Annotated in this window: 16 protein-coding genes, 1 tRNA gene, 3 rRNA genes and 2 pseudogenes; 7 read left to right on the top strand and 15 right to left on the bottom strand. The window is 55.0% G+C overall.

Annotation, left to right across the window (positions count from 1 at the left end):
* Positions 1–336: 336 nt before the first annotated feature.
* From FA92_RS13765 to FA92_RS13745, 5 genes are all read left to right on the top strand, one after another.
* Positions 337–1,878 (top strand): 16S ribosomal RNA (locus FA92_RS13765).
* An 88-nt stretch (positions 1,879–1,966) separates the two neighbouring features.
* A tRNA-Glu gene (locus tag FA92_RS13760) sits at positions 1,967–2,041 on the top strand.
* A 230-nt stretch (positions 2,042–2,271) separates the two neighbouring features.
* Positions 2,272–5,180: ribosomal RNA gene (locus FA92_RS13755) — 23S ribosomal RNA — on the top strand.
* A 91-nt stretch (positions 5,181–5,271) separates the two neighbouring features.
* A 5S ribosomal RNA gene (gene rrf / locus FA92_RS13750) occupies positions 5,272–5,387 on the top strand.
* The 16S, 23S and 5S rRNA genes sit together here with 1 tRNA gene alongside, the layout of an rRNA operon.
* A 277-nt stretch (positions 5,388–5,664) precedes the next feature.
* Positions 5,665–6,954 carry an MFS family transporter gene (locus FA92_RS13745; RefSeq protein ID WP_033783944.1) on the top strand — a complete coding sequence of 430 codons (1,290 nt, stop codon included), beginning with the start codon at positions 5,665–5,667 and terminating at the stop codon, positions 6,952–6,954.
* A gap of 5 nt (positions 6,955–6,959) precedes the next feature.
* Here FA92_RS13745 and FA92_RS13740 read toward each other — a convergent pair.
* The 6 genes and pseudogenes from FA92_RS13740 to trxC all read right to left on the bottom strand — a co-directional run bounded on the left by FA92_RS13740 (position 6,960) and on the right by trxC (position 12,734).
* Positions 6,960–7,259: pseudogene (locus FA92_RS13740) on the bottom strand (YfiM family lipoprotein).
* A gap of 26 nt (positions 7,260–7,285) precedes the next feature.
* On the bottom strand, positions 7,286–8,641 hold the full coding sequence (pssA, locus tag FA92_RS13735) for a CDP-diacylglycerol--serine O-phosphatidyltransferase (protein ID WP_033783943.1): 1,356 nt from the start codon (positions 8,639–8,641) through the stop codon (positions 7,286–7,288).
* A pseudogene (locus FA92_RS23660) lies at positions 8,631–8,666 on the bottom strand (hypothetical protein). The gene pssA and the pseudogene FA92_RS23660 overlap by 11 nt, the downstream one beginning before the upstream one ends.
* Before the next feature lie 92 nt (positions 8,667–8,758).
* Positions 8,759–11,416 carry a bifunctional acetate--CoA ligase family protein/GNAT family N-acetyltransferase gene (locus tag FA92_RS13730; RefSeq protein ID WP_033783942.1) on the bottom strand — a complete coding sequence of 886 codons (2,658 nt, stop codon included), beginning with the start codon at positions 11,414–11,416 and terminating at the stop codon, positions 8,759–8,761.
* Positions 11,417–11,555: 139 nt separating this feature from the next.
* Complete coding sequence (locus tag FA92_RS13725; RefSeq protein ID WP_013358803.1) at positions 11,556–12,233, bottom strand: tRNA-uridine aminocarboxypropyltransferase; 678 nt, start codon at positions 12,231–12,233, stop codon at positions 11,556–11,558.
* A gap of 81 nt (positions 12,234–12,314) precedes the next feature.
* Positions 12,315–12,734 (bottom strand): thioredoxin TrxC, encoded by a 420-nt coding sequence (gene trxC / locus FA92_RS13720; RefSeq protein WP_013358802.1) that lies wholly within the window; start codon positions 12,732–12,734, stop codon positions 12,315–12,317.
* Between the two features lie 159 nt (positions 12,735–12,893).
* Between trxC and FA92_RS13715 the strand changes: the two genes are divergently transcribed.
* Entirely contained in the window at positions 12,894–14,078 is a 1,185-nt protein-coding gene (locus tag FA92_RS13715) for a tRNA/rRNA methyltransferase (protein ID WP_033783941.1), read from the top strand.
* A gap of 164 nt (positions 14,079–14,242) precedes the next feature.
* On the opposite strand, the gene emrB is transcribed toward FA92_RS13715, so the two are convergent.
* The 9 genes from emrB to FA92_RS13670 form a co-directional block, all read right to left on the bottom strand.
* Complete coding sequence (gene emrB / locus FA92_RS13710) at positions 14,243–15,778, bottom strand: multidrug efflux MFS transporter permease subunit EmrB (RefSeq protein ID WP_033783940.1); 1,536 nt, start codon at positions 15,776–15,778, stop codon at positions 14,243–14,245.
* Between the two features lie 16 nt (positions 15,779–15,794).
* Positions 15,795–16,967, bottom strand: a complete 1,173-nt coding sequence (emrA, locus tag FA92_RS13705; protein ID WP_033784666.1) for a multidrug efflux MFS transporter periplasmic adaptor subunit EmrA — start codon at positions 16,965–16,967, stop codon at positions 15,795–15,797.
* Between the two features lie 150 nt (positions 16,968–17,117).
* Entirely contained in the window at positions 17,118–17,648 is a 531-nt protein-coding gene (mprA, locus tag FA92_RS13700) for a transcriptional repressor MprA (RefSeq protein ID WP_003850381.1), read from the bottom strand.
* Positions 17,649–17,951: 303 nt separating this feature from the next.
* Positions 17,952–19,139, bottom strand: coding sequence for an MFS transporter (locus tag FA92_RS13695; RefSeq protein ID WP_033784665.1), 1,188 nt, complete (start codon positions 19,137–19,139; stop codon positions 17,952–17,954).
* Positions 19,140–19,614: 475 nt separating this feature from the next.
* On the bottom strand, positions 19,615–20,574 hold the full coding sequence (gene nrdF, locus FA92_RS13690) for a class 1b ribonucleoside-diphosphate reductase subunit beta (protein ID WP_033784664.1): 960 nt from the start codon (positions 20,572–20,574) through the stop codon (positions 19,615–19,617).
* A gap of 8 nt (positions 20,575–20,582) precedes the next feature.
* Positions 20,583–22,721, bottom strand: coding sequence for a class 1b ribonucleoside-diphosphate reductase subunit alpha (gene nrdE / locus FA92_RS13685; protein WP_072008983.1), 2,139 nt, complete (start codon positions 22,719–22,721; stop codon positions 20,583–20,585).
* Positions 22,691–23,104, bottom strand: coding sequence for a class Ib ribonucleoside-diphosphate reductase assembly flavoprotein NrdI (nrdI, locus tag FA92_RS13680; RefSeq protein ID WP_013358795.1), 414 nt, complete (start codon positions 23,102–23,104; stop codon positions 22,691–22,693). Before nrdI ends, nrdE begins: the two co-directional genes overlap by 31 nt.
* A 4-nt stretch (positions 23,105–23,108) precedes the next feature.
* Positions 23,109–23,351 carry a glutaredoxin-like protein NrdH gene (gene nrdH, locus FA92_RS13675; RefSeq protein ID WP_033783939.1) on the bottom strand — a complete coding sequence of 81 codons (243 nt, stop codon included), beginning with the start codon at positions 23,349–23,351 and terminating at the stop codon, positions 23,109–23,111.
* A 297-nt stretch (positions 23,352–23,648) separates the two neighbouring features.
* Complete coding sequence (locus FA92_RS13670) at positions 23,649–23,966, bottom strand: DUF883 family protein (RefSeq protein ID WP_033733577.1); 318 nt, start codon at positions 23,964–23,966, stop codon at positions 23,649–23,651.
* A 154-nt stretch (positions 23,967–24,120) separates the two neighbouring features.
* Here FA92_RS13670 and FA92_RS13665 point away from each other — a divergent pair, with 154 nt between their 5' ends.
* The gene (locus tag FA92_RS13665) at positions 24,121–24,456 is read left to right on the top strand and encodes a DUF2002 family protein (protein WP_003850360.1); all 336 of its coding nucleotides are present in this window, start codon (positions 24,121–24,123) and stop codon (positions 24,454–24,456) included.
* Positions 24,457–24,581 lie beyond the last annotated feature (125 nt).

Raw genomic sequence — 24,581 nt, 5'->3', positions numbered from 1 at the left:
GTTCCCTATAATGCGCCTCCATCGACACGGAACACCGGCAACGGGAAACGGGCTGAGAGGCACAGGAGACTGCGCCGCCGGAGAAAAACTTCTGAGAAAGAGGTTGACTCTGCAGGAGGAAAGCGTAATATACGCCACCTCGCGACAGGACGCTAACGCACTGTTCGCACTGCTCTTTAACAATTTATCAGACAATCTGTGTGGGCACTCGCAGGATTGATATCAGCGTCTCCGGACGCAACAAAATATCAAAGCCTCACGAGTGAACACATAATGAAATTCATTATGACGTTTTACAGATGAGCACCGCTTAACTTGTTTAAGCAAATCAAACTTAAATTGAAGAGTTTGATCATGGCTCAGATTGAACGCTGGCGGCAGGCCTAACACATGCAAGTCGGACGGTAGCACAGAGGAGCTTGCTCCTTGGGTGACGAGTGGCGGACGGGTGAGTAATGTCTGGGGATCTGCCCGATAGAGGGGGATAACCACTGGAAACGGTGGCTAATACCGCATAACGTCGCAAGACCAAAGAGGGGGACCTTCGGGCCTCTCACTATCGGATGAACCCAGATGGGATTAGCTAGTAGGCGGGGTAATGGCCCACCTAGGCGACGATCCCTAGCTGGTCTGAGAGGATGACCAGCCACACTGGAACTGAGACACGGTCCAGACTCCTACGGGAGGCAGCAGTGGGGAATATTGCACAATGGGCGCAAGCCTGATGCAGCCATGCCGCGTGTATGAAGAAGGCCTTCGGGTTGTAAAGTACTTTCAGCGGGGAGGAAGGCGATGTGGTTAATAACCGCACCGATTGACGTTACCCGCAGAAGAAGCACCGGCTAACTCCGTGCCAGCAGCCGCGGTAATACGGAGGGTGCAAGCGTTAATCGGAATTACTGGGCGTAAAGCGCACGCAGGCGGTCTGTTAAGTCAGATGTGAAATCCCCGGGCTTAACCTGGGAACTGCATTTGAAACTGGCAGGCTTGAGTCTTGTAGAGGGGGGTAGAATTCCAGGTGTAGCGGTGAAATGCGTAGAGATCTGGAGGAATACCGGTGGCGAAGGCGGCCCCCTGGACAAAGACTGACGCTCAGGTGCGAAAGCGTGGGGAGCAAACAGGATTAGATACCCTGGTAGTCCACGCCGTAAACGATGTCGACTTGGAGGTTGTTCCCTTGAGGAGTGGCTTCCGGAGCTAACGCGTTAAGTCGACCGCCTGGGGAGTACGGCCGCAAGGTTAAAACTCAAATGAATTGACGGGGGCCCGCACAAGCGGTGGAGCATGTGGTTTAATTCGATGCAACGCGAAGAACCTTACCTACTCTTGACATCCAGAGAACTTAGCAGAGATGCTTTGGTGCCTTCGGGAACTCTGAGACAGGTGCTGCATGGCTGTCGTCAGCTCGTGTTGTGAAATGTTGGGTTAAGTCCCGCAACGAGCGCAACCCTTATCCTTTGTTGCCAGCGATTCGGTCGGGAACTCAAAGGAGACTGCCGGTGATAAACCGGAGGAAGGTGGGGATGACGTCAAGTCATCATGGCCCTTACGAGTAGGGCTACACACGTGCTACAATGGCGCATACAAAGAGAAGCGACCTCGCGAGAGCAAGCGGACCTCACAAAGTGCGTCGTAGTCCGGATCGGAGTCTGCAACTCGACTCCGTGAAGTCGGAATCGCTAGTAATCGTGGATCAGAATGCCACGGTGAATACGTTCCCGGGCCTTGTACACACCGCCCGTCACACCATGGGAGTGGGTTGCAAAAGAAGTAGGTAGCTTAACCTTCGGGAGGGCGCTTACCACTTTGTGATTCATGACTGGGGTGAAGTCGTAACAAGGTAACCGTAGGGGAACCTGCGGTTGGATCACCTCCTTACCTGAAGATACCTTCCCGCGCAGTGTCCACACAGATTGTCTGATAAAAAGTAATGAGCAGGACGGCTGCGAAGTCGTGACACTATCGTGTCCCCTTCGTCTAGCGGTTAGGACTCCGCCCTTTCACGGCGGCAACAGGGGTTCGAATCCCCTAGGGGACGCCACCTGCTTGGTGACAGGTGAAAGGTGTCTCCATACAGTATCTCAAAACCGATTTGGTTGCGTAAGCAGCCGGGCCGCGTTTGAGATATTTGCTCTTTAACAATCCGGAACAAGCTGAAAATTGAAACGACGTGTCGTTTTCATTCTCCGTAATAAGAATGAAAAATACGATACGTTCGAGTCTCTCAAATGCTTGCAGTCTGCAGCGTTGAAAAACGCCTGTGGGTTGTGAGGTTAAGCGACTAAGCGTACACGGTGGATGCCCAGGCAGTCAGAGGCGATGAAGGACGTGCTAATCTGCGTAAAGCGACGGTAAGGTGATATGAACCGCTACAGCCGTCGATGTCCGAATGGGGAAACCCGGTGCACTCTGTGCATCATTGCAGCATGAATACATAGTGCTGCAAGGCGAACCGGGGGAACTGAAACATCTAAGTACCCCGAGGAAAAGAAATCAACCGAGATTCCCCCAGTAGCGGCGAGCGAACGGGGAGCAGCCCAGAGCCTGAATCAGCATGTGTGTTAGTGGAAGCGTCTGGAAAGTCGCAGGGTACAGGGTGATACTCCCGTACACAAAAGCACACGTGCTGTGAGCTCGATGAGTAAGGCGGGACACGTGGTATCCTGTCTGAATATGGGGGGACCATCCTCCAAGGCTAAATACTCCTGACTGACCGATAGTGAACCAGTACCGTGAGGGAAAGGCGAAAAGAACCCCGGCGAGGGGAGTGAAACAGAACCTGAAACCGTGTACGTACAAGCAGTGGGAGCCTTCTTTATGGGGGTGACTGCGTACCTTTTGTATAATGGGTCAGCGACTTATATTCTGTAGCAAGGTTAACCGTATAGGGGAGCCGCAGGGAAACCGAGTCTTAACTGGGCGTTAAGTTGCAGGGTATAGACCCGAAACCCGGTGATCTAGCCATGGGCAGGTTGAAGGTTGGGTAACACTAACTGGAGGACCGAACCGACTAATGTTGAAAAATTAGCGGATGACCTGTGGCTGGGGGTGAAAGGCCAATCAAACCGGGAGATAGCTGGTTCTCCCCGAAAGCTATTTAGGTAGCGCCTCGTGAACTCATCCTCGGGGGTAGAGCACTGTTTCGGCTAGGGGGCCATCCCGGCTTACCAACCCGATGCAAACTGCGAATACCGAGGAATGTTATCACGGGAGACACACGGCGGGTGCTAACGTCCGTCGTGAAGAGGGAAACAACCCAGACCGCCAGCTAAGGTCCCAAAGTCATGGTTAAGTGGGAAACGATGTGGGAAGGCACAGACAGCCAGGATGTTGGCTTAGAAGCAGCCATCATTTAAAGAAAGCGTAATAGCTCACTGGTCGAGTCGGCCTGCGCGGAAGATGTAACGGGGCTAAACCATGCACCGAAGCTGCGGCAGCGACGCTTAGGCGTTGTTGGGTAGGGGAGCGTTCTGTAAGCCGTCGAAGGTGTGCTGTGAGGCATGCTGGAGGTATCAGAAGTGCGAATGCTGACATAAGTAACGATAAAGCGGGTGAAAAGCCCGCTCGCCGGAAGACCAAGGGTTCCTGTTCAACGTTAATCGGAGCAGGGTGAGTCGACCCCTAAGGCGAGGCCGAAAGGCGTAGTCGATGGGAAACAGGTTAATATTCCTGTACTCGGTGTTACTGCGAAGGGGGGACGGAGAAGGCTATATCAGCCGGGCGACGGTTGTCCCGGTTTAAGCGTGTAGGCGGAGGGTCCAGGTAAATCCGGTCCCTTATTAACGCTGAGGCGTGACGACGAGGCACTACGGTGCTGAAGTGATAAATGCCCTGCTTCCAGGAAAAGCCTCTAAGCATCAGGTAACACAGAATCGTACCCCAAACCGACACAGGTGGTCAGGTAGAGAATACCAAGGCGCTTGAGAGAACTCGGGTGAAGGAACTAGGCAAAATGGTGCCGTAACTTCGGGAGAAGGCACGCTGGCGCGTAGGTGGAGGGACTTGCTCCCCGAGCCGAAGCCAGTCGAAGATACCAGCTGGCTGCAACTGTTTATTAAAAACACAGCACTGTGCAAACACGAAAGTGGACGTATACGGTGTGACGCCTGCCCGGTGCCGGAAGGTTAATTGATGGGGTTATCCGCAAGGAGAAGCTCTTGATCGAAGCCCCGGTAAACGGCGGCCGTAACTATAACGGTCCTAAGGTAGCGAAATTCCTTGTCGGGTAAGTTCCGACCTGCACGAATGGCGTAATGATGGCCAGGCTGTCTCCACCCGAGACTCAGTGAAATTGAACTCGCTGTGAAGATGCAGTGTACCCGCGGCAAGACGGAAAGACCCCGTGAACCTTTACTACAGCTTGACACTGAACATTGAGCCTTGATGTGTAGGATAGGTGGGAGGCTTTGAAGCGCGGACGCCAGTCTGCGTGGAGCCAACCTTGAAATACCACCCTTTAATGTTTGATGTTCTAACGTAGGCCCGTTACCCGGGCTGCGGACAGTGTCTGGTGGGTAGTTTGACTGGGGCGGTCTCCTCCTAAAGAGTAACGGAGGAGCACGAAGGTCAGCTAATCACGGTCGGACATCGTGAGGTTAGTGCAATGGCATAAGCTGGCTTGACTGCGAGAGTGACGGCTCGAGCAGGTGCGAAAGCAGGTCATAGTGATCCGGTGGTTCTGAATGGAAGGGCCATCGCTCAACGGATAAAAGGTACTCCGGGGATAACAGGCTGATACCGCCCAAGAGTTCATATCGACGGCGGTGTTTGGCACCTCGATGTCGGCTCATCACATCCTGGGGCTGAAGTAGGTCCCAAGGGTACGGCTGTTCGCCGTTTAAAGTGGTACGCGAGCTGGGTTTAGAACGTCGTGAGACAGTTCGGTCCCTATCTGCCGTGGGCGCTGGAGAATTGAGGGGGGTTGCTCCTAGTACGAGAGGACCGGAGTGAACGCACCACTGGTGTTCGGGTTGTCATGCCAATGGCATTGCCCGGTAGCTAAGTGCGGAAAAGATAAGTGCTGAAAGCATCTAAGCACGAAACTTGCCCCGAGATGAGTTCTCCCTGACCCCTTGAGGGTCCTGAAGGGACGTTGAAGACTACGACGTTGATAGGCCGGGTGTGTAAGCGCAGCGATGCGTTGAGCTAACCGGTACTAATGACCCGTGAGGCTTAACCTTACAACGCCAGAGGCGTTTTTGAGAGACACGATTTTCAGCTTTGTACCGGATATTCTGCGCGGCCCCTGTGGCGGCGCAGAGACAGAATTTGCCTGGCGGCTGTAGCGCGGTGGTCCCACCTGACCCCATGCCGAACTCAGAAGTGAAACGCCGTAGCGCCGATGGTAGTGTGGGGCCTCCCCATGCGAGAGTAGGGAACTGCCAGGCATCAAATAAGTGAAGAAGCCCCGCACGCGAGTGCGGGGCTTTTTTACGTCCAGATTTTGCGACATTAAGTAGAAATAGTGACCGCAATTCCACTTCCAGCAGCCCTCGCAACCCCCATGCTTCTCTCAAGAATCACCAGCAACTCGCTGATTTTTCGCTAATTGGCGATATGGCTCACAATATTAATCTCAGATTACCCCGCCTTTACCTTCAGTAGACTTAAATGCTTTACTCAATCCTTTAAACGCTGTTGATCAGCAAGGAACAGAGGTAAGGCATGACAACAACAAATAATAAAATTCAGCCGGATGATACAAGGAAACGCATCTGGGCTATCGTCGGCGCGTCATCGGGCAACCTGGTTGAATGGTTCGACTTCTATGTCTATTCATTCTTCTCGCTCTACTTTGCGCACATCTTCTTTCCGCAGGGCGATACCACCACGCAGTTGTTACAGACTGCGGGCGTTTTTGCGGCAGGATTTCTGATGCGTCCGATTGGTGGCTGGCTGTTCGGCTATATCGGCGACAAACATGGCCGAAAAAATTCGATGCTGGTTTCGGTCTGTATGATGTGTTTCGGGTCGCTGGTCATTGCCTGCCTGCCTGGTTACGCAACGATAGGCGTAGCGGCTCCCGTCATTCTGCTGCTGGCGCGTATGTTTCAGGGATTATCGGTGGGTGGGGAATATGGGACCAGCGCAACCTACATGAGCGAAGTGGCACTGGAAGGGCGCAAAGGATTCTACGCCTCATTTCAGTATGTCACGCTGATCGGTGGCCAGTTAGCGGCGGTACTGACGGTGGTGCTGCTGCAATTTCTGCTCACTGACGCGGAGCTACGCAACTGGGGCTGGCGAATCCCCTTCTTCCTCGGCGCACTGCTCGCGGTTGTCGCATTATGGTTACGGCGCTCTCTGGAAGAAACGTCAGACAAGACCAGCCGCGAACATCGCGATGCGGGAAGCGTAATTGGATTGTTGCGCAACCATACCCGTCCTTTCCTGATGGTGCTGGGTTTCACCGCAGGCGGTTCCCTGAGTTTTTATACCTTCACCACCTACATGCAGAAGTATCTGGTTAATACATCGGGTATGGATCCTAAAACGGCCAGCGGGCTGATGACCGGTGCGCTGCTGGTCTTTATGCTGATTCAGCCGATTATTGGTGCATTGTCAGATAAAATCGGTCGTCGCACCTCGATGATGATCTTTGGTGCGGGCGCGGCTATCTGTACCGTGCCAGTTCTGACGCTGCTCCAAAATGTGCAGAGTCCCGGCGTGGCTTTCCTGTTAATTATGCTGGCATTGCTGATTACCAGCTTCTACACGGCTATCAGCGGAATCCTTAAAGCCGAAATGTTTCCGCCGCAGGTGCGCGCACTGGGTGTCGGGCTCTCCTACGCTGTTGCGAATGCCATCTTCGGTGGTTCGGCAGAGTATGTCGCGTTGCTGATGAAGAAGCAGGGGATTGAGACCACCTTTTTCTGGTATGTCTCAGCGATGGGTGCGGTGGCGTTTCTGGTGTCGCTGTTGCTGCACAAGCGTGGTAAGGGGATTAAGCTTTAAAACAGCTACTGACTCAGATTCCACAGGGCAATGCCGCTGGCTGCACCGGCGGCATCCCAGGCGAAATCTTTCCAGCTCCAGCCGCTGCCATTCGGGCGGCTGTCATACAGCTCTTTTCCCGCCCCAGGGCTTAACGAAAACATAATGCCGACAGACCTGCTTTGCTGGCCAGAAAGGTGCTGGCGATGTCCATATTCACTGCCGGAGGCGACAAAGTGTTCTGCTTTATCCCGTCCTGTTCATTGATCTTCCGCCATATGGGCACTTCCACTACACAACAGCAAAGCAGGCAGCACGCTTCGCATAATGGATGCCTTCATGGCCGCAGGGATTAAAGAATACGGCTGATCAGACGATCGATACGTATCCGGCGCAGACGACGAATCAGTTTCCGCACCTTGGCCGGATAATCAGCAATACTTTCAAGCTCACGGAAATGCGTCACTACCGTGGTGTGCTGACGGATTAGCGTCAGCTCTTTTTCACGCTGCGCAGCTAATTGCTGATGAGGATCGTGGATCAGTACCGCATTTTCCAGGTCGAGCCGCCATGCACGTGGATTGAGGTTATTGCCGGTAATCAGCTGCCATTCATCATCGACCCACATCCCTTTAAGGTGATAACTGTTCTCGCCATCCTTCCACAGTCTTACGACCAACTGGCCGGTCGTAACGTAGTAGTGCAACCGACTAAGGAAACGGCGCAGATTGATTTCATACAGGTATGGCAGCACGCCGATAATTTTGAACGGTTGATCGGGCGCGATATAGAAATCATTGGCTGTTTTATCACCGACGATAATCTCGACCTGTTTTCCCTGGCGCAGCAGGTTAATGATATTACGCACCAGCAAGGCGGGCAGGTTGAAGTAGGGTGTACAGATAATCAGCTTCTGTTCTGCACAGGGCATCAGGTGAAAAATGGTTTTATTAAGCAGGCTATGCTTACCCAGACCGACCAGCGGCGTGACCGCCAGTTCATCGTTGCCGGCATTCCCTTCAAACTGATAATTGAAGCCACGCAGATCCTGACGGAACTGGCGCGTCTCATTTTTAATTTCAGGGCTGGAAGGGCGCTCAGCAAAATCGAGCCGGTTAACCGCTTCTGCTGGCTTCAGATTGAGCGTGATCCAGTTATACATGGTATCGGTCAGCTGCGAATTGCGGATAACCTGGTAGCGATCGTAGCGATACTTGTCATGCTGATGCAGGTAAACATCATTGATGCTGGCGCCGCTGTAGAGCAGCGTATCATCAATAATGAAACCTTTAAGATGGAGTACACCCAGGGCTTCGCGGGTATTAACCGGAATACCATACACCGGGATGGCAATATCGGCATAACGCGTCGCCATTTCGCAATACCAGTCGGCATTGGTTACGCCTCGCGCTGCGCCAATTCGCCCACGCTGCGCACGATGCCAGTCTACCAGAATTGAGATATCCAGCTCCGGTCGCGCCTGCTTCGCATGATAAAGCGCATCCATGACGGCACGTCCGGCGTCATCGTTTTCCAGATAGAGCGCAACGATACAGATGCGGGTCTGCGCTGCCGCAATCTTCTCCAGCAACGTCTGACGAAATTCGGCCGGCGAGTAAAGTGTCGACATATCCGCAACGGATTGTGACAGTTTCGGCAGCTCTGCGAGGTGTTGTTGGTGTTTATTACGTTTAAATTTAGACAACATCACAGTGCACTTCTTCTCTGTTCATTGCATGGCCTTTTGCCATCAAATCAGGGTTATAACCATAAATAATAACATCAACTTCGTTGATTCGAACGTTTTTTACCTTTCTCTACAAGGTTAGCTGATCTCATTCTGTAAAGACAATTTCAGGCTGACAATACCGTCATCCAGTTGAATATCAACATGAAAATTGAGTTTTCGGGCCAGGGTAATCATGCCGCGGTTATGGGGCATGGTGATACCGTTCAATTGTTGCAAGCCGTGATGTCGGGTATAGCGGATCATCTTTTCCAGCAGACGACGGCCCATACCTAACCCTTTCAGGTCCGAACGGACCAGCACTGAAAACTCTGCATCAATGTTATCAGCGTCAGATATGGCGCGGGTGACGCCAATGATTTCGGGGCGCCCCTGATGCTGACGGACCGCCACAATCGCCATCTCTCGGTCATAATCGATCTGAGTCATATTGGCGAGGTCATCATGCGTGAACTCGTTGATCTCACTGAAGTAGCGGTAGTAGAGATCCTCTTTGGTAACCTGACTGATAAAATCGCGCAGTAAAGGCTCATCCTCTGGCAGAATCGGGCGGAACAGGCAGAATTGCCCATCTTTTAACTCTACCTGCTCTTCCAGATGCTGCGGATAAGGGCGAATGGCCAGTCGTGTTTCGTTATCGCCGTGGAACGGGGCCAGCGTCAGAGTGACGTCCAGCAGGGTAAAGTCATTGCCCGCCGCCAGCAGCGGATGAATATCCAGTCGCTGGATCTCCGGGCAATCCACGACCAGATCAGAGACCTGCACCAGCAGCTGACTCAGGCCGGGGATATCCAGCGGATTCAGGGCGCTGCGGCTGCGGATTTTTCCGCTCTTGATCGCCTGGATTACCAGATAGCGTGCCAGCGTCATATTCAGCGGGGGGAGGGCAACGGCAGCCTGTTTATCAGCCTGCCATTCAACTCCGCCTTCACCCAGCATAATAATTGGGCCAAACAGTGCATCCTGGTCGACCACAACCCGCAGTTCCTGCGCGCCCGCACGGCTTGCCATGCTCTGAACCAGCAGCCCCTCAATACGTGCCTGCGGCAGCGTCTGCTTTACCCGATCAAAAATAGCTTCGGCGGCATGCTCTACTTCACTGGCATTGCGCAGGTAGAGCATCACACCCTGAACCTCTGACTTATGGGCGATATCGGGTGAACGCAGCTTCAGCGCCACCGGGTAGCCAATCTGGTCAGCAATGGCTACCGCTGCCGCGCTGTCACTGGCGATCCAGGTTGGCAGCGTCGTGAGCCCATAAGCCTGCAGCACCGGCTGCACTTCGTGAGTATCCAGTGAGGTAATGCCGCGCGCCAGCGCCTTTGACAACAACTGGTGAGCATGGGCGCTGTCCTGGTTCAGCGTGGCGGGCAGGGCAGGGGTTTCGCGCAGCTGCTTCTGATTACGCCGGTACTCAACCTGATGCATAAAGGCGGTCACGGTGCCTTCCGGCGTACGCCAGGTCGGTATACCCGCCTGCGTAAAGGCACGACGCGCAGCCTGTGAAGAGAACTCGCCGCTCCAGTTGGTCAGCAGCGTCACCAGCTTGCCGCGCGGGTGGCGGGCCACGGTATCGATCAGATGTGCGGCTGTTTCAGTCGCAGGCGCGACCGCGCTTGGGGCATGAATGATCATTAAAGCATCAAGTTCATGGCTGTCGAGCAGGATCTCCACACAGGCAGCGTAGCGCTCAGCGGTGGCGTCATCTTTTAAATCCAGCGGATTACCACGACCCGCACCGGCAGGCAAAATAGCCTCAAGCTGCCGACGCGTTTCATCGCTGAGCTGCGCCAGTTTCCCGTTGCGGGCATAAAGCTCATCCAGCGCCAGCGCGGCGGGCGCCGCACCATTACTGATGATCATCAGCCTGTCACCGCGCAGTGGCCGCATATGACTCAGCGATTCAACGGCGGAAAACAGCTCATGGGTATCCTGTACCCGCAGCAATCCGGCGCGCTGAATGGCCGCATCCCAGGCCGCGTCCAGACCACTGTGGGTGCCAAGCAACGCCTGCGCTTCGCGGCTGCGACCACTCTTGATCACCAGAATCGGTTTATTACGGGAGGCGCTGCGTGAGGCGGAAACAAAGCGACGTGCGTCACTGAGGTGCTCCAGATAAAGGAGGATGGCGCTGGTTTTACCGTCGCGAGCCAGGAAGTCGAGCAGGTCATCAACATCGGTGTCCAGGCTGTCACCCAGCGCGATAAACCACGAAAAACCGAGGTTACGCTGCTGCGCCCAGTCGAGAATGGTATTCGACACGGCGGCGGACTGGGAGATAAACGCGATACGGCCTTTCTCTATGGGTACCGGCGAGAAGCTGGCATTGAGTCCCTGCCAGGGGGCCAGCAGACCAAGACTGTTCGGTCCCAGCAGACGTATCTGCCACTGGCTTGCGCAGGCTTTAAGTTCCGCCGACTGGCTGGCAGGCGCAGAGAGAATAATACAGGCCTTGCAGCCTTTCTCGCCGAGCTGTTGCAGCAATTCGAGGTTACGTTTTGAGTGGGTGCAGATCACCGCCAGGTCAGGCGCGAAAGGTAAGCTGTCGATAGTGGGCCAGGCGAGTACGCCGCTGACCGCTTTGTATTTTGGCGTCACCGGCAGCACCGGTCCGCTAAAACCGCCTGCCAGCAGGTTACGCATCATAAAGTAGCCGGCACGCCCGGGCGTGACCGAGGCACCAATCACCGCAATTGATTTAGGTCGTAACAGCGCTTCCAGTCCGCGTTGGCTCATCTCGCCCTCCAGAGATCGGGATTTGCGTGATTGTAAACGCTTTTTGCTGACCGTGCTTCCGGGCAGATCGCAGGCTGAACATCCGGATCCTGCAAACTGTCAGGGCAGGCTCATGCCTGCCAGCCAGAGAGGGATGCGGTTAAGCCTGCCCGGCGTGATGCGGCTTTCCTGCCAGGTAAGCCGTGCGGAACCGATCGAAATGGTGAGATAGCGCCTCTGCCGCCCGCCGATCGCCCGCCTGTGCCAGCAGCGCCGCTGCCACTTCAGCGGTACAGTGCTGACCTTCGCCGTGGGCCTCACGCAGCGTGTAGCGCGAAGGCGTGCTGACATCCAGCGACATCACCGGCAGGGCATCGAGCCAGGGACTTTTGCGAAACATCTTGCGCGCTTCGGTCCAGGTGCCATCCAGCATAATAAACAGCGGCGGCTTGCCGCTGATGGGTGGCGTTGTCAGCACCTCGCGACCGGGATCGGCATAGGAAGCCGGAAAGACGACCAGCGGCTGATAATCGGGATTACGCACGGCCGCCAGCAATAGCGGATCCGGTTCGGTGCGTGACCAGCCAAATGCCTGGGTATCCGGCAGAATATCGGCAATCAGACGACCGGTGTTACTTGGCTTCATTGGCTCGGTATCAAACATCACCAGGCAGAAGCGACTGCGGGCAGACTGCGGCACGATCTGACTGCAGAGGCAGTTGGCCTCTGGCAGCAGGCAGCCCTGGCAGCGAATGACCCGATTTCCTCGCGCGAGGAAAGGACGGGTGGCGCGGGCCAGGCGTTGGGTGCGCAAGCGCAAAACGGCATTATCAGACATGAGTATTCAGGGCAGGAAAAACGTCAGTGTAATCGAAGCGCAGATGAAAAGGAAAAGGCCAGACTGGCTGGCCTTTGAAGTTTAAAGTGATTCGTCGAGCCATTCGTTAAATGGCGCTTTGGGCATAGCTCCGTTCAGCATGTCGACCCGCTCGCCATTTTTAAACAGCATGATGGTCGGGATGCTGCGAATGTTGAAACGGGCGCTCAGGGCGGGCTCCGCTTCGGTATTCACTTTAATAAAGCGGACCTTGCCGCTGCGCTCGCTGGCGACATCTTTAAACACCGGCGCAAAATTGACGCAGGGGCCGCACCAGGGCGCCCAGAAATCGATCACTACCGGCAGATCATCCTGCAGATATTTGTCAAAGTTGGCGCTGGTGGCATTCACCACTTCGCCATCGAACAGCTCATTTCCACAGCGACCACATTTCGCCACGTCGGCAAGGCGTTCGTCAGGAACGCGATTGGTTGCCTGACATGAAGCGCATACCGTATTCATAGGAACCTCTGATGTTGAAAAGTGTCAGTCTGGTAATAGTTGTCCATTATGAAAGGGGGCGGATTTTCGCTCAATCTGGATTGCTCTATAGGTTCAATAGTTGATAGCTAAGCGTCAGCACATCAGGTAATCTGCGCGCTCTGAATGCAGGAGGAAGACATGAACGACGAATATAAAGGCAAGAGCGGCAAAGTTAAGGTGATGTACGTGCGTGGCGAGGACGATAAAAGCGCGCGCGCGCCGAATCCTCGTACAGGCAAAGGTGGTCACTCTGCTGCCCGCCAGGATGATAATCGTCGTTCATCTGGCCCCCGCACTGAACGCACTCAGGAAGGCGGTCGCTCCGCTGGTCGTCGTAGTGACGACACCGGTCGCAGCAGTTCACCGCGTCGTGATGAAGGCGGACGTGGCGCACCACGCCGTTCAGACGATGGCGCAGGTCGCCGCAACGATCGTGGTGATGACAGCCGCGGCGCCTATGGCAGCAGCGATTCCCCGTGGCGCACCGTGTCACGCGCACCATCCGCCGATCGTGCGTCATCCCCTGAGAGCGATAAGCCGGATCACGGCGGCATCAGCGGCAAGAGCTTCGTCGATCCTGAGCAGATCCGCCGTCAGCGTAATGAAGAGACCCGCGTCTATGGCGAGAACGCCTGTCAGGCGCTGTTCCAGAGCCGTCCGGAAGCGATTGTTCGCGCCTGGTTCGTGCAGGAAGTCACACCGCGTTTCCGCGAAGCACTGCGCTGGCTGGCGGCTAACCGCAAAGCCTATCACGTGGTAGAAGATGCTGAAATCACCAAAGCATCAGGTACTGAGCATCATGGCGGCGTCTGCTTCCTGATCAAAAAGCGTATGGGCATGGCGGTGTCTGAATGGCTGAGCCAGGCAAATACGAAAGATTGCGTACTGGCACTTGAAGATGTCAGCAACCCGCATAACCTCGGCGCAATTATGCGCAGCTGCGCGCACTTTGGCGTAAAAGGTTTGCTGGTGAATGATGCTTCACTGCTGGAGTCAGGTGCAGCCGTGCGTACCGCAGAAGGCGGCGCTGAGCATGTGCAGGCGATCAGCGGCGCAACCTTCAGCGAAGGTCTGGAAGCGTTCCGTAAAGCGGGTTACACCATCGTGACCACCTCCAGCCATCAGGGCACGCCGCTGGCGCAGGCTCAGCTGCCGGAAAAAATGGTGCTGGTGTTAGGTCAGGAGCGTGAAGGTCTTTCTGACACCGCGTTCAAGCAGGGTGATATGAGCCTGTCGATTGGCGGCACTGGTAACGTGGAAAGCCTCAACGTCTCTGTCGCAACCGGCGTACTGCTTGCCGAATGGTGGCGTCAGAACGCATAAAAAAACGGGCCGAAAGGCCCGTTTTTTTGGCAGGGACGGGTCAGCGTTAAGATCGAGCCTGCGCAGGGAACAGGGGCAGCTCGGAAAGACGCAAAAAACGCCATCCCTCTGTGAGCATGTCAGAAATGAAAAACGGGCCGAAAGGCCCGTTTTGCTGTGTGACATCAGTGCGCGCCACCACCACCACCGCCTGCCCCAAACGGCGGACGGGCAAACCAGATCAGCACCAGCAGGATCAAAAATACTCCCGCCGATGCCCAGAAGATCTCATTCGCTGAAATAATTAGTCCCTGATTGGTAATCTGCTGCGCGATATAAGCTGACGCCTGCTGCTGCGTCATCCCCATGCTCTCCAGCTGGCTATACATCTGCTGTGAATTGACGTTATACGGGGTAATCGACTCCGTCAGATAGCTATGATGCATCGACTCGCGGTTCGTCCACATGGTGGTGGTAATCGACGTTCCCACTGAACCGGCAAAGGTTCGCATAAAGTTCGACAGGCTGGATGCGGCGGCCATGCGCTCCGGCGGCAGTCCCGACAGCGTAATGGTGGTCAGCGGCATAAAGAAGCAGGCCACGGCAAAGCCCTGAATAAACTGCGGCCAGGCTGAGGCACCAAAGTCCATGCCCGGTTCAAACGTATACGCGCGCCAGTAGAAGCAGACGGCATACATAATGAAGCTGAACGTGACCAGCCGTCGCATGTCGAGCTTATGCGCAAAGCGACCAATAATCGGCGACAGGATTACCGGCAAAATCCCCACCGGCGCAGATGCCAGACCCGCCCAGGTTGCGGTGTAGCCGTAGACCTCCTGCAGCAGTTGCGGCAACAGGACTATCGAGCCGAAGTAAAGCATATAAGCCAGACTGATCGACAGGCAGCCAATGGTGAAGTTGCGCGATTTAAACAGCGACAGGTCGATGATAGGGTGATCGTCCGTCAGCTCCCACACCAGCAGCACTGACAGCGCAATCACCGCCACGACCCCGAGCACGATAATCTCGGACGAGTTAAACCAGTCAAGCTCCTTTCCGCGGTCCAGCATCACCTGCAGACAGCCGATCCCCACCACCAGCAGCACCAGACCGACCATATCGATCGGCCGGATTTCTGTTTTGGTTTCCCGGCCACGCAGGGTCTGCAGCGTCAGTATGACTACTGCCACACCAATGGGCACATTGATAAAGAAGATCCAGCCCCAGTGGTAGTTATCGCTGATCCAGCCACCCAGTATCGGGCCACAGATCGGCGCAACAATCACCGTCATCGCCCACAGCGACAGCGCAACACTCCGCTTGGCCGGGGGATAGTTGTTGAGCAGAAGACTTTGCGACAGCGGAATCAACGGACCCGCGACGATCCCCTGAATGACGCGGAAAAAGATCAGCATCTCCAGGCTATCTGACATGCCACACGCCCAGGAGGCGATAGCAAACAGAATGGTCGACCAGGTGAAGAGCTTCACTTCACCGATGCGTTTTGCCAGCCAGCCGGTCAGGGGGATCGAGATCGCATTGGCGACGCCAAACGAAGTGATCACCCAGGTGCCCTGAGAGTTCGACGCCCCCAGGTTCCCGGCAATGGTAGGGATAGCCACGTTGGCGATGGTCGAGTCCAGAACCTGCATGAACGTCGCCAGCGACAGCGCAATGGTCATCAGGACCAGCGGCATCCCTTCAAGCGGTTTTTGTGCCATTACAGACTCCGCGTTCTCATCCGGCGTTGGCGCGGACGATATCGGTGATCATCTGATTGACCGGCGCAAGGTCAATCGCCAGCGCGTTGCTGCTGTAAGCGGCCTGCTGACGGGCGCTGGTGGCGAGCGCGCTACCCTCTTTGCTGGTGGTATCGATTTTAACCAGCGTGGATAGGCCGATGCGCAGCGGATGCCTGGCGATATCGTCCTGATTCAGTTCGATACGAACCGGCAGACGCTGCACCACCTTAATCCAGTTACCGGTGGCATTCTGTGCGGGCAGCAGAGAAAAGGCGCTGCCGGTGCCCATATCCAGCCCCACGACTTTGCCCTGATAAACCACTTCGTCACCGTAGATATCGGCGACCACGGTGGCAGGCTGACCGATACGAACGCCTGCCAGCTGCGTCTCTTTGAAATTCGCATCGACCCACAGATTGGTGGCAGGTACGACAGCCAGCAGCGGGGTGCTGGTAGAGATTTGCGAACCGACCTGTACGCTGCGACGGGAGACAAAGCCATCCATCGGGCTGCGAATTTCGGTGCGCTGCAGCGCCAGCCAGGCGTCACGCAGCTCAGCCGCGCTCTGTTGCACGGCAGGCTGATTCTCCAGCGAGGTATTGAGGATCATCGCCTGATTCGCATTGTATTGCTGAATGGCTACGTCCAGCTGCGCTTTGGCCGTTGCCACGGCGTCACGGGCGTGCTGCAACTCTTCACGGCCAATCAGGTTAGCCGCACCTAATGGCTCACGACGTTTCAGGTCGGCTTCTGCCTGCGCCAGCGCGGTCTGCTGCAGCGTAATGCTGGCCTGATACTGTTTGCCATTAATCATCAGCTGATGCGTCTGACGCACGCTGGTGGCCAGAGCCGTCTGCGCTTTTTCAAACGCCTGCTCGGCATCGGTCTTATCGAGCGACACCAGCACATCGCCTTTTTTGACGAAATCGGTATCTTCAAACCAGACTTTATTCACGCTACCGGAGACCTGGGCCATCACCTGCACCTGATTACCTGCAACGTAGGCGTCATCGGTTTCCTGAAAATGGCGCAGGACCAGGAACCAGTAAACGCCCCAGGCAATACCAATCAGCACAAAGATCAGCGCCAGCACAATGAGCACGCTTTTGCGCTTCTTCTTTTTGCTGGCTGACGGTTGCGGGCTTTGTGCTTCTGCCGTTGCACTCATGACTTTCTCCACGTTTTCCATTTAGTCGGGCGGCAGAAATCCTTTTCTGCCAGCGCCCGAGTCGAAAAAGCCAGCGACTGAGCGCTGGCCAGATAAAAAAGGAAATTAAAATAACGATTTCGACAGGTGATTGTGTCGCACTTATTGCTATTAGCGGGACAGCGAGGCGATCAGCTGATCTTCATCCATTTTATCAAGACGATTAAGCAACTTACGGGTAATGCCTTCGAGCTGAGACTTCTCATCGACTGACAGCGACGACCAGAGGTACTGCAGGCTCTGATGCTGAGGTGGCAGCAACTGACGCAGGAACTCCATCCCTTTATCGGTCAGATGCAGGTGCAGACAACGACGATCGTGATCGCTTTCGCGACGCTCAATCCAGCCGCGCTTTTCCAGCTCATCAGCAATGCGCGTGGCATTGGTGCGTGAAGAGCCAAGGGCAGAGCTGAGCTCAGAAGGCTGAATGCTGTGATTTTCCTGCGCATCCAGTGTAATCAATGCCATAAACAGGGTCTCATTAATACCCTGTGCTTTCAGCATCTTATTGCGGTTGTCCAGCAGTTTACCCTGCATATGCATACAGAGACGCGTCAGAATAATTTCCTGCAACGGAAAATCCTTATGGCGATTGGCACGGATGTTTAGCATCTGCTCAATGGGAGTAAACGAACTTTCCATTAAAAAAAACCTCACTAATTGCAACTTGTATAATAACTATGGTGACAGGCTAAGCGTAGTCACTTTTTGGCAGGTGGTCGCTGACAGACTCGCACGCTGCACCATCAAAGGTATTCCAGGCCATTCCCTGGCCCTGGGTCAAAAACCCGTACGCCCGGCGGCAGCCGCAGTGCCGGGACGTTATCAAAAAGGGGGCAAATTTAATAATATCGCGAGGAAAAATAACTGAAGTGAATAGGTTTGTTACTAACCATAACAAACCTAACCATTTGTGACCAGACCAATGCACTGTCCGGACAGCCTTCAGTTAATTTTTTCCGGCTCAAAGCGCGATCCGCCCGCCCAGATCAGCAGATTTACCAAAGTCAGTAACGCGCCAGCGATACAGACACCATACCAGCCCGCAAGATGGTAAGCGGTAGCGGAGAGCAGCGAGCCCGCCGCACCGCCGATAAAGTAGCTGGTCATGTAACCGGCATTCAGACGGTTACGCGCCTCCGGCATCTGCGCATAAATCACGCTCTGATTGGTGATATGGACAGCCTGCACCGCCAGATCCAGCAGCAGGATGCCAACGATCAGCGGCACAAGCTGCTCTGCACCCCACGCGATGGCGGCCCACGACAGCAGCATCAGCAGCAGGCCCAGTCGGGTCGTCAGCTTCGCTTTACCTTTGTCGGCCAGTGAACCCGCCTGACGTGCGGCCAGCGCACCCGCGGCACCGACCAGGCCCAGCAAGCCAATTTTGCCTTCTGAGAAGTGATAGGGCGCGCCGGAGAGCAGAAACGCCATCGAGGTCCAGAGCAGGCTGAAATTGGCAAAGGAGAGACAGCCGGTCCAGGCACGAGTGCGGATCACCCGATTACCTGCATACAGCCGAAAGATGGACGCCAGCAGTTGCGGATAGCTCATGGGCACGGACTGTTTCACGCGTGGCAGCGATCGCCACAGCGCCAGCGCCATAATCATCATCAGCAGGCTGGCGGTCCAGTAGACGGTGCGCCAGCCGCCAAGCTGTGCCAGGCCGCCTGCCACGGTACGCGCCAGCAGAATTCCCAGCAGCAGACCGCTCATTACCGTTCCGACAATTTTACCGCGTCGCTCCGGCTCAGCCAGCGTGGCGGCCAGCGGCACCAGAATTTGTGCGGCGACCGAAAACAGGCCGGTCATGACCGTGCCCAGCAGTAAAAAGAGGAACGAGTGCGACAGGGCGATAATCACCATGCCCGCCGCAGCCAGCAGGATCATCGTCACAATCAGGCTGCGTCGTTCAAAGCGATCGCCCAGCGGCACCAGCAACAGCAGACCGCAGGCGTAGCCGAGTTGCGCCGTGGTGACAATAAACCCGGCAAGGCTCACAGAGAGATCAAACTGTTGGGCGATCGTATTGAGCAGTGGCTGAACGTAGTAATTACTGGCTACACAGAGGCCGGTTGCTACCGACATCAGCATTACTAAAGCAGGCGTCAGACCCTGGCGAGTCGCATTCATAAACAGCATCGGTCGCTAATAATCATTTGAGGTTAATAATAACTCAAAAAACTATTTCACACGCATGTTTATTAACAGGCCATACCAGTTATAACAAGAGGTTTAAACCGCGGTAGAGGATTTACGGGTGACGTTATGCGAACAGGCTCAGGAAGCATACGCCTTTCGCAAAGACGCAAAAGATGCCATCCATGGCATGCTCAGCGCGGGCGATGACGCACCTCATCCGTGAGGTGCGCCCGTTACCGGGCCAACGCGTTGCGTTGTTCAAAAACGCTCCTGGCGTTTTTAGTACGCACCTCATCCCTGAGGTGCGCCCGTTGCCGGGCCAACGCGTTGCATTGTTCAAAAACACTCCCGGCGTTTTTATCCGGGCGGCGCTATGCTTTGCTACAGGCGTATGCTCCCATCGCTTTGAGTTTTGGTGCCGTCTGAATGAAGAAACGCTTTCAGATCAGGACGACCTGCCCGACTATCAGAAATTCCAGTCTTCGTCTTCAGTTTCGACCGCTTTCCCCATCACATAAGAGGAGCCTGAGCCGGAGAAGAAGTCGTGGTTCTCGTCAGCGTTGGGTGAGAGCGCCGACAGAATGGCCGGATTCACGTCCGTCAGCTCCGCCGGGAACAGCGCCTCATAGCCCAGATTCATTAATGCTTTGTTGGCATTGTAGTGCAGGAAAGTTTTTACCTCTTCCACCCAGCCGACATCACCATAGAGCGCTTCGGTATAGGCTACTTCATTCTCATACAGCGCCAGCAGCAGATCATAGGCAAACTGATGCAGCTCTTCGCGACGCAGATCGTCAGCGCTGGCCAGCGCCTGCTGATATTTGTAGCCGATGTAGTAACCGTGCACCGCTTCATCGCGGATAATCAGGCGAATCAGGTCTGCAGTGTTGGTCAGCTTGCCCCGGCTTGACCAGTACATCGGCAGCCAGAAGCCGGAATAGAACAGGAACGACTCCAGGAAGACGCTGGCGATCTTCTTCTTCAGCGGATCATCGGCCCGGTAGTGCTCCAGGATAATGCGCGCCTTGTTCTGCAGCGGCGCATTCTCTTCGCTCCACTGGTAGGCGGCATCCACATCCTGCGTGTTGCACAGGGTTGAGAAGATCGAACTGTAGGAGCGGGCATGTACCGCTTCCATAAAGCTGATATTCGACAGCACCGCTTCTTCGTGTGGGGTAATCGCATCCTCCATTAGTCCCGGCGCGCCGATCACATTCTGGATGGTGTCGAGCAGCGTCAGGCCGGTAAAGACCCGGATGGTCAGTTGCTGCTGCTGTTTATCCAGCGTCTGCCAGCCGGGCAGATCATTGGAGAGTGGCACCTTCTCCGGCAGCCAGAAGTTACTGGTGAGACGATTCCACACCTCAAGATCTTTATCATCCTGAATGCGGTTCCAGTTAATGGCCTGAATCTGTTTAAGTTTCATCGTGTTCATTACAGGGAGCATGAGACGCAGCCCTGAACCTCCGTGCCCTGAAGCGCCATCTGACGCAGTCGAATGTAATAGAGCGTTTTGATGCCTTTTTTCCACGCGTAAATCTGCGCTTTGTTGATGTCACGGGTGGTGACGTCATCGCGGAAGAACAGCGTCAGCGACAGTCCCTGATCGACGTGCTGCGTTGCTTCTGCGTAGGTATCAATAATCGCTTCCGGCCCAACCTGATACGCATCCTGATAGAGGTGCAGATTCTCATTGGTCATAAATGGCGCGGGATAGTAGACGCGGCCAGTTTTGCCCTCTTTGCGGATCTCGATAGGGGAGACAATCGGATGGATGCTGGAGGTAGCGTGATTGATGTAAGAGATCGAACCCGTCGGCGGGATCGCCTGCAGGTTCTGATTAAACAGCCCGTGCTGCATCACCGCATCACGCAGTACCTGCCAGTCCGCCTGAGTTGGCAGCGTCAGTCCGGCGTCGGCAAATAGTTGAGCTACCCGTTCAGTACGCGGCAGCCATTCCTGCTGCAGATACTTATCGAAGTAGACGCCGCTGGCGTAGTCCGAATCCGCAAAGCCGTCGAAGGTCTGCTGATGCTCCTGCGCCAGCTTATTAGAGGTGCGCAGCGCATAGTAGGTGATGCAATAGAAGTAGAGATTGGTGAAATCCAGCGCTTCCGGCGAACCGTAAGCGATGCCTTCCCGCGCCAGATAGCCGTGCAGGTTCATCTGACCCAGGCCAATGGCGTGTGAGCGGCGATTGCCTTCGGCGATGGAAGGCACCGAGCCGATCTCGCTCATCATCGATACCGACGTCAGGGCGCGAACGGCCACATCCACGGTGCGCGCCAGATCGCGCGAATCCATGGCGTGTGCAATGTTCAGTGAGCCGAGATTACAGGAGATATCTTTGCCGACACGGCGATAGCTGAGATCGTCGTTGTACTCGCTGGCGCTGTTGACCTGCAGGATCTCCGAGCAGAGGTTGCTCATGTTGATGCGACCGGCAATCGGGTTGCTGCGGTTTACGCTATCCTCATACATGATGTAGGGATAGCCCGACTCAAACTGAATCTCAGCCAGCGTCTGGAAAAAATCACGCGGCTGAATATAGGTTTTCCGGATGCGATCGTCAGCCAGCATCTCGTCATACTTCTCGCTGATGCTGATATCACCAAAGGCCTGGCCGTAGATCCGCTCCACGTCGTAGGGCGAGAACAGCGCCATCGGTTTATTCTCTTTCGCCAGCTGGAAGGTGATATCGGGGATCACCACGCCCAGCGACAGGGTTTTGATGCGGATCTTCTCGTCGGCATTTTCGCGTTTGGTATCCAGAAAGCGGAAGATATCGGGATGATGTGCATTAAGCCACACCGCGCCAGCGCCCTGACGTGCGCCAAGCTGATTCGCATAAGAGAAGGCATCTTCCAGCATTTTCATTACCGGGATAACACCTGACGACTGATTTTCTATGCGCTTGATCGGCGCGCCGGACTCTCGCAGGTTTGACAGTAAAAAGGCGACGCCGCCGCCCCGTTTTGACAGCTGCAGTGCCGAGTTCACGGCGCGACCAATCGACTCCATATTGTCTTCGATACGCAGCAGGAAGCAGGAGACCAGCTCACCGCGCTGCTGTTTGCCGCAGTTCAGAAAGGTGGGCGTGGCAGGCTGAAAACGACCGCTGAGGATCTCCTCCAGCAGCGCCCGCGCCAGCGTTTCATCGCCCTGGGCCAGCGTCAGCGCCACCATACAGGCGCGCTGCTCGAAGGTTTCCAGATAGCGTTTGCCATCAAAGGTCTTCAGCGTATAGCTGGTGTAGTACTTCCAGGCACCCAGAAAGGTTTTGAACTCGAATCCCCGGTTCTCCGCCACCTCATGCAGCGCAAGCAGGAAGTCAAAGTCGTACTGGTTCAGCACATCCGCTTCGTAATAACTCTCCGCCACCAGATAGCGTAAACGCTCAGCGTTGCTGGCGAAGGAAACCGTATTGGGCTGCACATGCTGCAGATAAAACTGACGTGTCGCTTCGCGATCCTTGTCGAACTGGATGCGGCCATCCGCGTCATAGAGGTTCAGCATGGCATTAAGGGCGTGATAATCGAGCGTCACGCCGTTGAGGGTATCTGTTGTTGCCAAAATTGGGTTACTCCCGCTTTAACTTTCGCAATATCGTCAGGCGTACCCATCAGCTCGAAGCGGTAGAGGCAGGGAACCTGACATTTTTTTGCAATGATGCTGCCCGCCAGGCAGTAACCGGCACCGAAGTTACGGTTGCCGGCCGCGATCACGCCACGAATACCGCGCCGGTTCGCTTCATCATTAAGAAATTGAATCACCTGACGGGGCACCGCACCGCGACTGCTGCCACCGCCATAGCTGGGCACCACCAGAATATAGGGCTGGTCGATATGCAGCGCCTCCCGGGCATCCAGCGGGATGCGCCGGGCGGGCAGGCCGAGGCGTGTCACAAACCGGTGGGTGTTTTCCGACTGGCTGGAAAAATAGACCAGCGGGAACATGCGGTTAGCCTCCGACAGCGGCAAGCTGGCGCAGAGTGGCGATCTTGTCCGGGCGGAAGCCGCTCCAGTGATCGTTATCTGCCATCACGACCGGTACCTGGCGGTAACCCAGTGTTTTCAGGTTATCGATAGCATCCGGCTGGCTGTCGAGATTGATGAGCTGATAGGCGAGACCCTGGCGGTCCATAGCATTTTTGGTCGCCGTGCACTGGACACAGTTATCTTTAGTGTAAATAATAATGCGCATGATTCGTATTTCCCTCTGTGTGCGGTTCTGATGCCCGGAAATAAAGCTGATGCAGCCTGTTGCGTGCTTTATTCGGGCGAGCATCTGGTATCGTGCTGATGAGGTAAATACTAGATGTAGTGGTTTGAGGGGTCAAGCCCACCAGATATAGGGTTTTATGATTTGCATTTGCGCAACTCAGGCAAAGCCAGCAGGGATGCGCCCTGCCGCCTGGAAAATTCTTTTGTAAATGTCGCAGGCCGGAAAAAAGGCAAAAAAAAGCCCCGCACGGGGCAGGGCTCAGGGGATTTTTTGTACTTAGCGGCGTGAAGCCAGCAGTATACCCACTACGATACCAAACGCGGCGCCGACACCTACACCGTGCCATGGTTTGTCATGCACGTAGGTATCAACCTGTGCACCGGCATCACGTGCAACCTGAGATACGCGGTTGCTGCCACCGTTCAGTTTAGAGCGGGTCTGCTTCAGCAGTTTTTCTGCCTGACTACGGGCAGAATCCACTTCGTCTTTGGCGTCACTGCCATAAGATTTCAACAGCGCTTCCAGTGAATCGGCCAGCTCATTCACATCCTGATTGATATCAATGTCATCGTTTTTTACAGTGCGATTAAACATTTTTTAGCTCCCTTTGATTTAAAAACGTAATACTAGTGTAGACGACCTTTTTGATAAACGAGACGCGGGAGTGTTCTTTAGGGAAAATTCCGAATGCCCACTCTGTCATGCTGATGTAAGGTTGCGAAGCTTTTGAAAGAGGAGAGGATCGAGCATGTATTTACGACCAGATGAGGTAGCGCGCGTACTGGAAAAAGCGGGTTTCGAAGTCGATGAAATTACCCCACGGGCCTATGGCTATCGCCGTGGTGAAAACTACGTTTATGTGAATCGCGAAGCGCGCATGGGGCGCATGGCTTTAGTGATTCACCCGACGCTGAAAGAGAAAAGCCAGCCGTTCGCTGAACCTGCTTCAGAAATGAAGACCTGCGATCACTATACCCAATTCCCTCTCTACCTGGCGGGTGATTCACAGGAACATTACGGCATCCCGCACGGATTCAGTTCCCGCATGGCGCTGGAACGCTATATTCAAAGCGTTTTCGGCTAACGCATCAGGCCCCGCCGCGACGGGGCACTGAACCACCTGACCATCCTCCCTGTTTACCCTGCCGTTGCAATTACCGGCTGTGACGCGTATAAATTTGTCCCTTATAGATGTTTAGACGTCCATAC

It is taken from the genome of Pantoea sp. 9140, assembly GCF_000745295.1.
Lineage (GTDB): Bacteria > Pseudomonadota > Gammaproteobacteria > Enterobacterales > Enterobacteriaceae > Pantoea > Pantoea vagans.
Note: the sequence above shows the minus strand (reverse complement) of the source record. Positions and strands in the feature narration are given on the sequence as shown.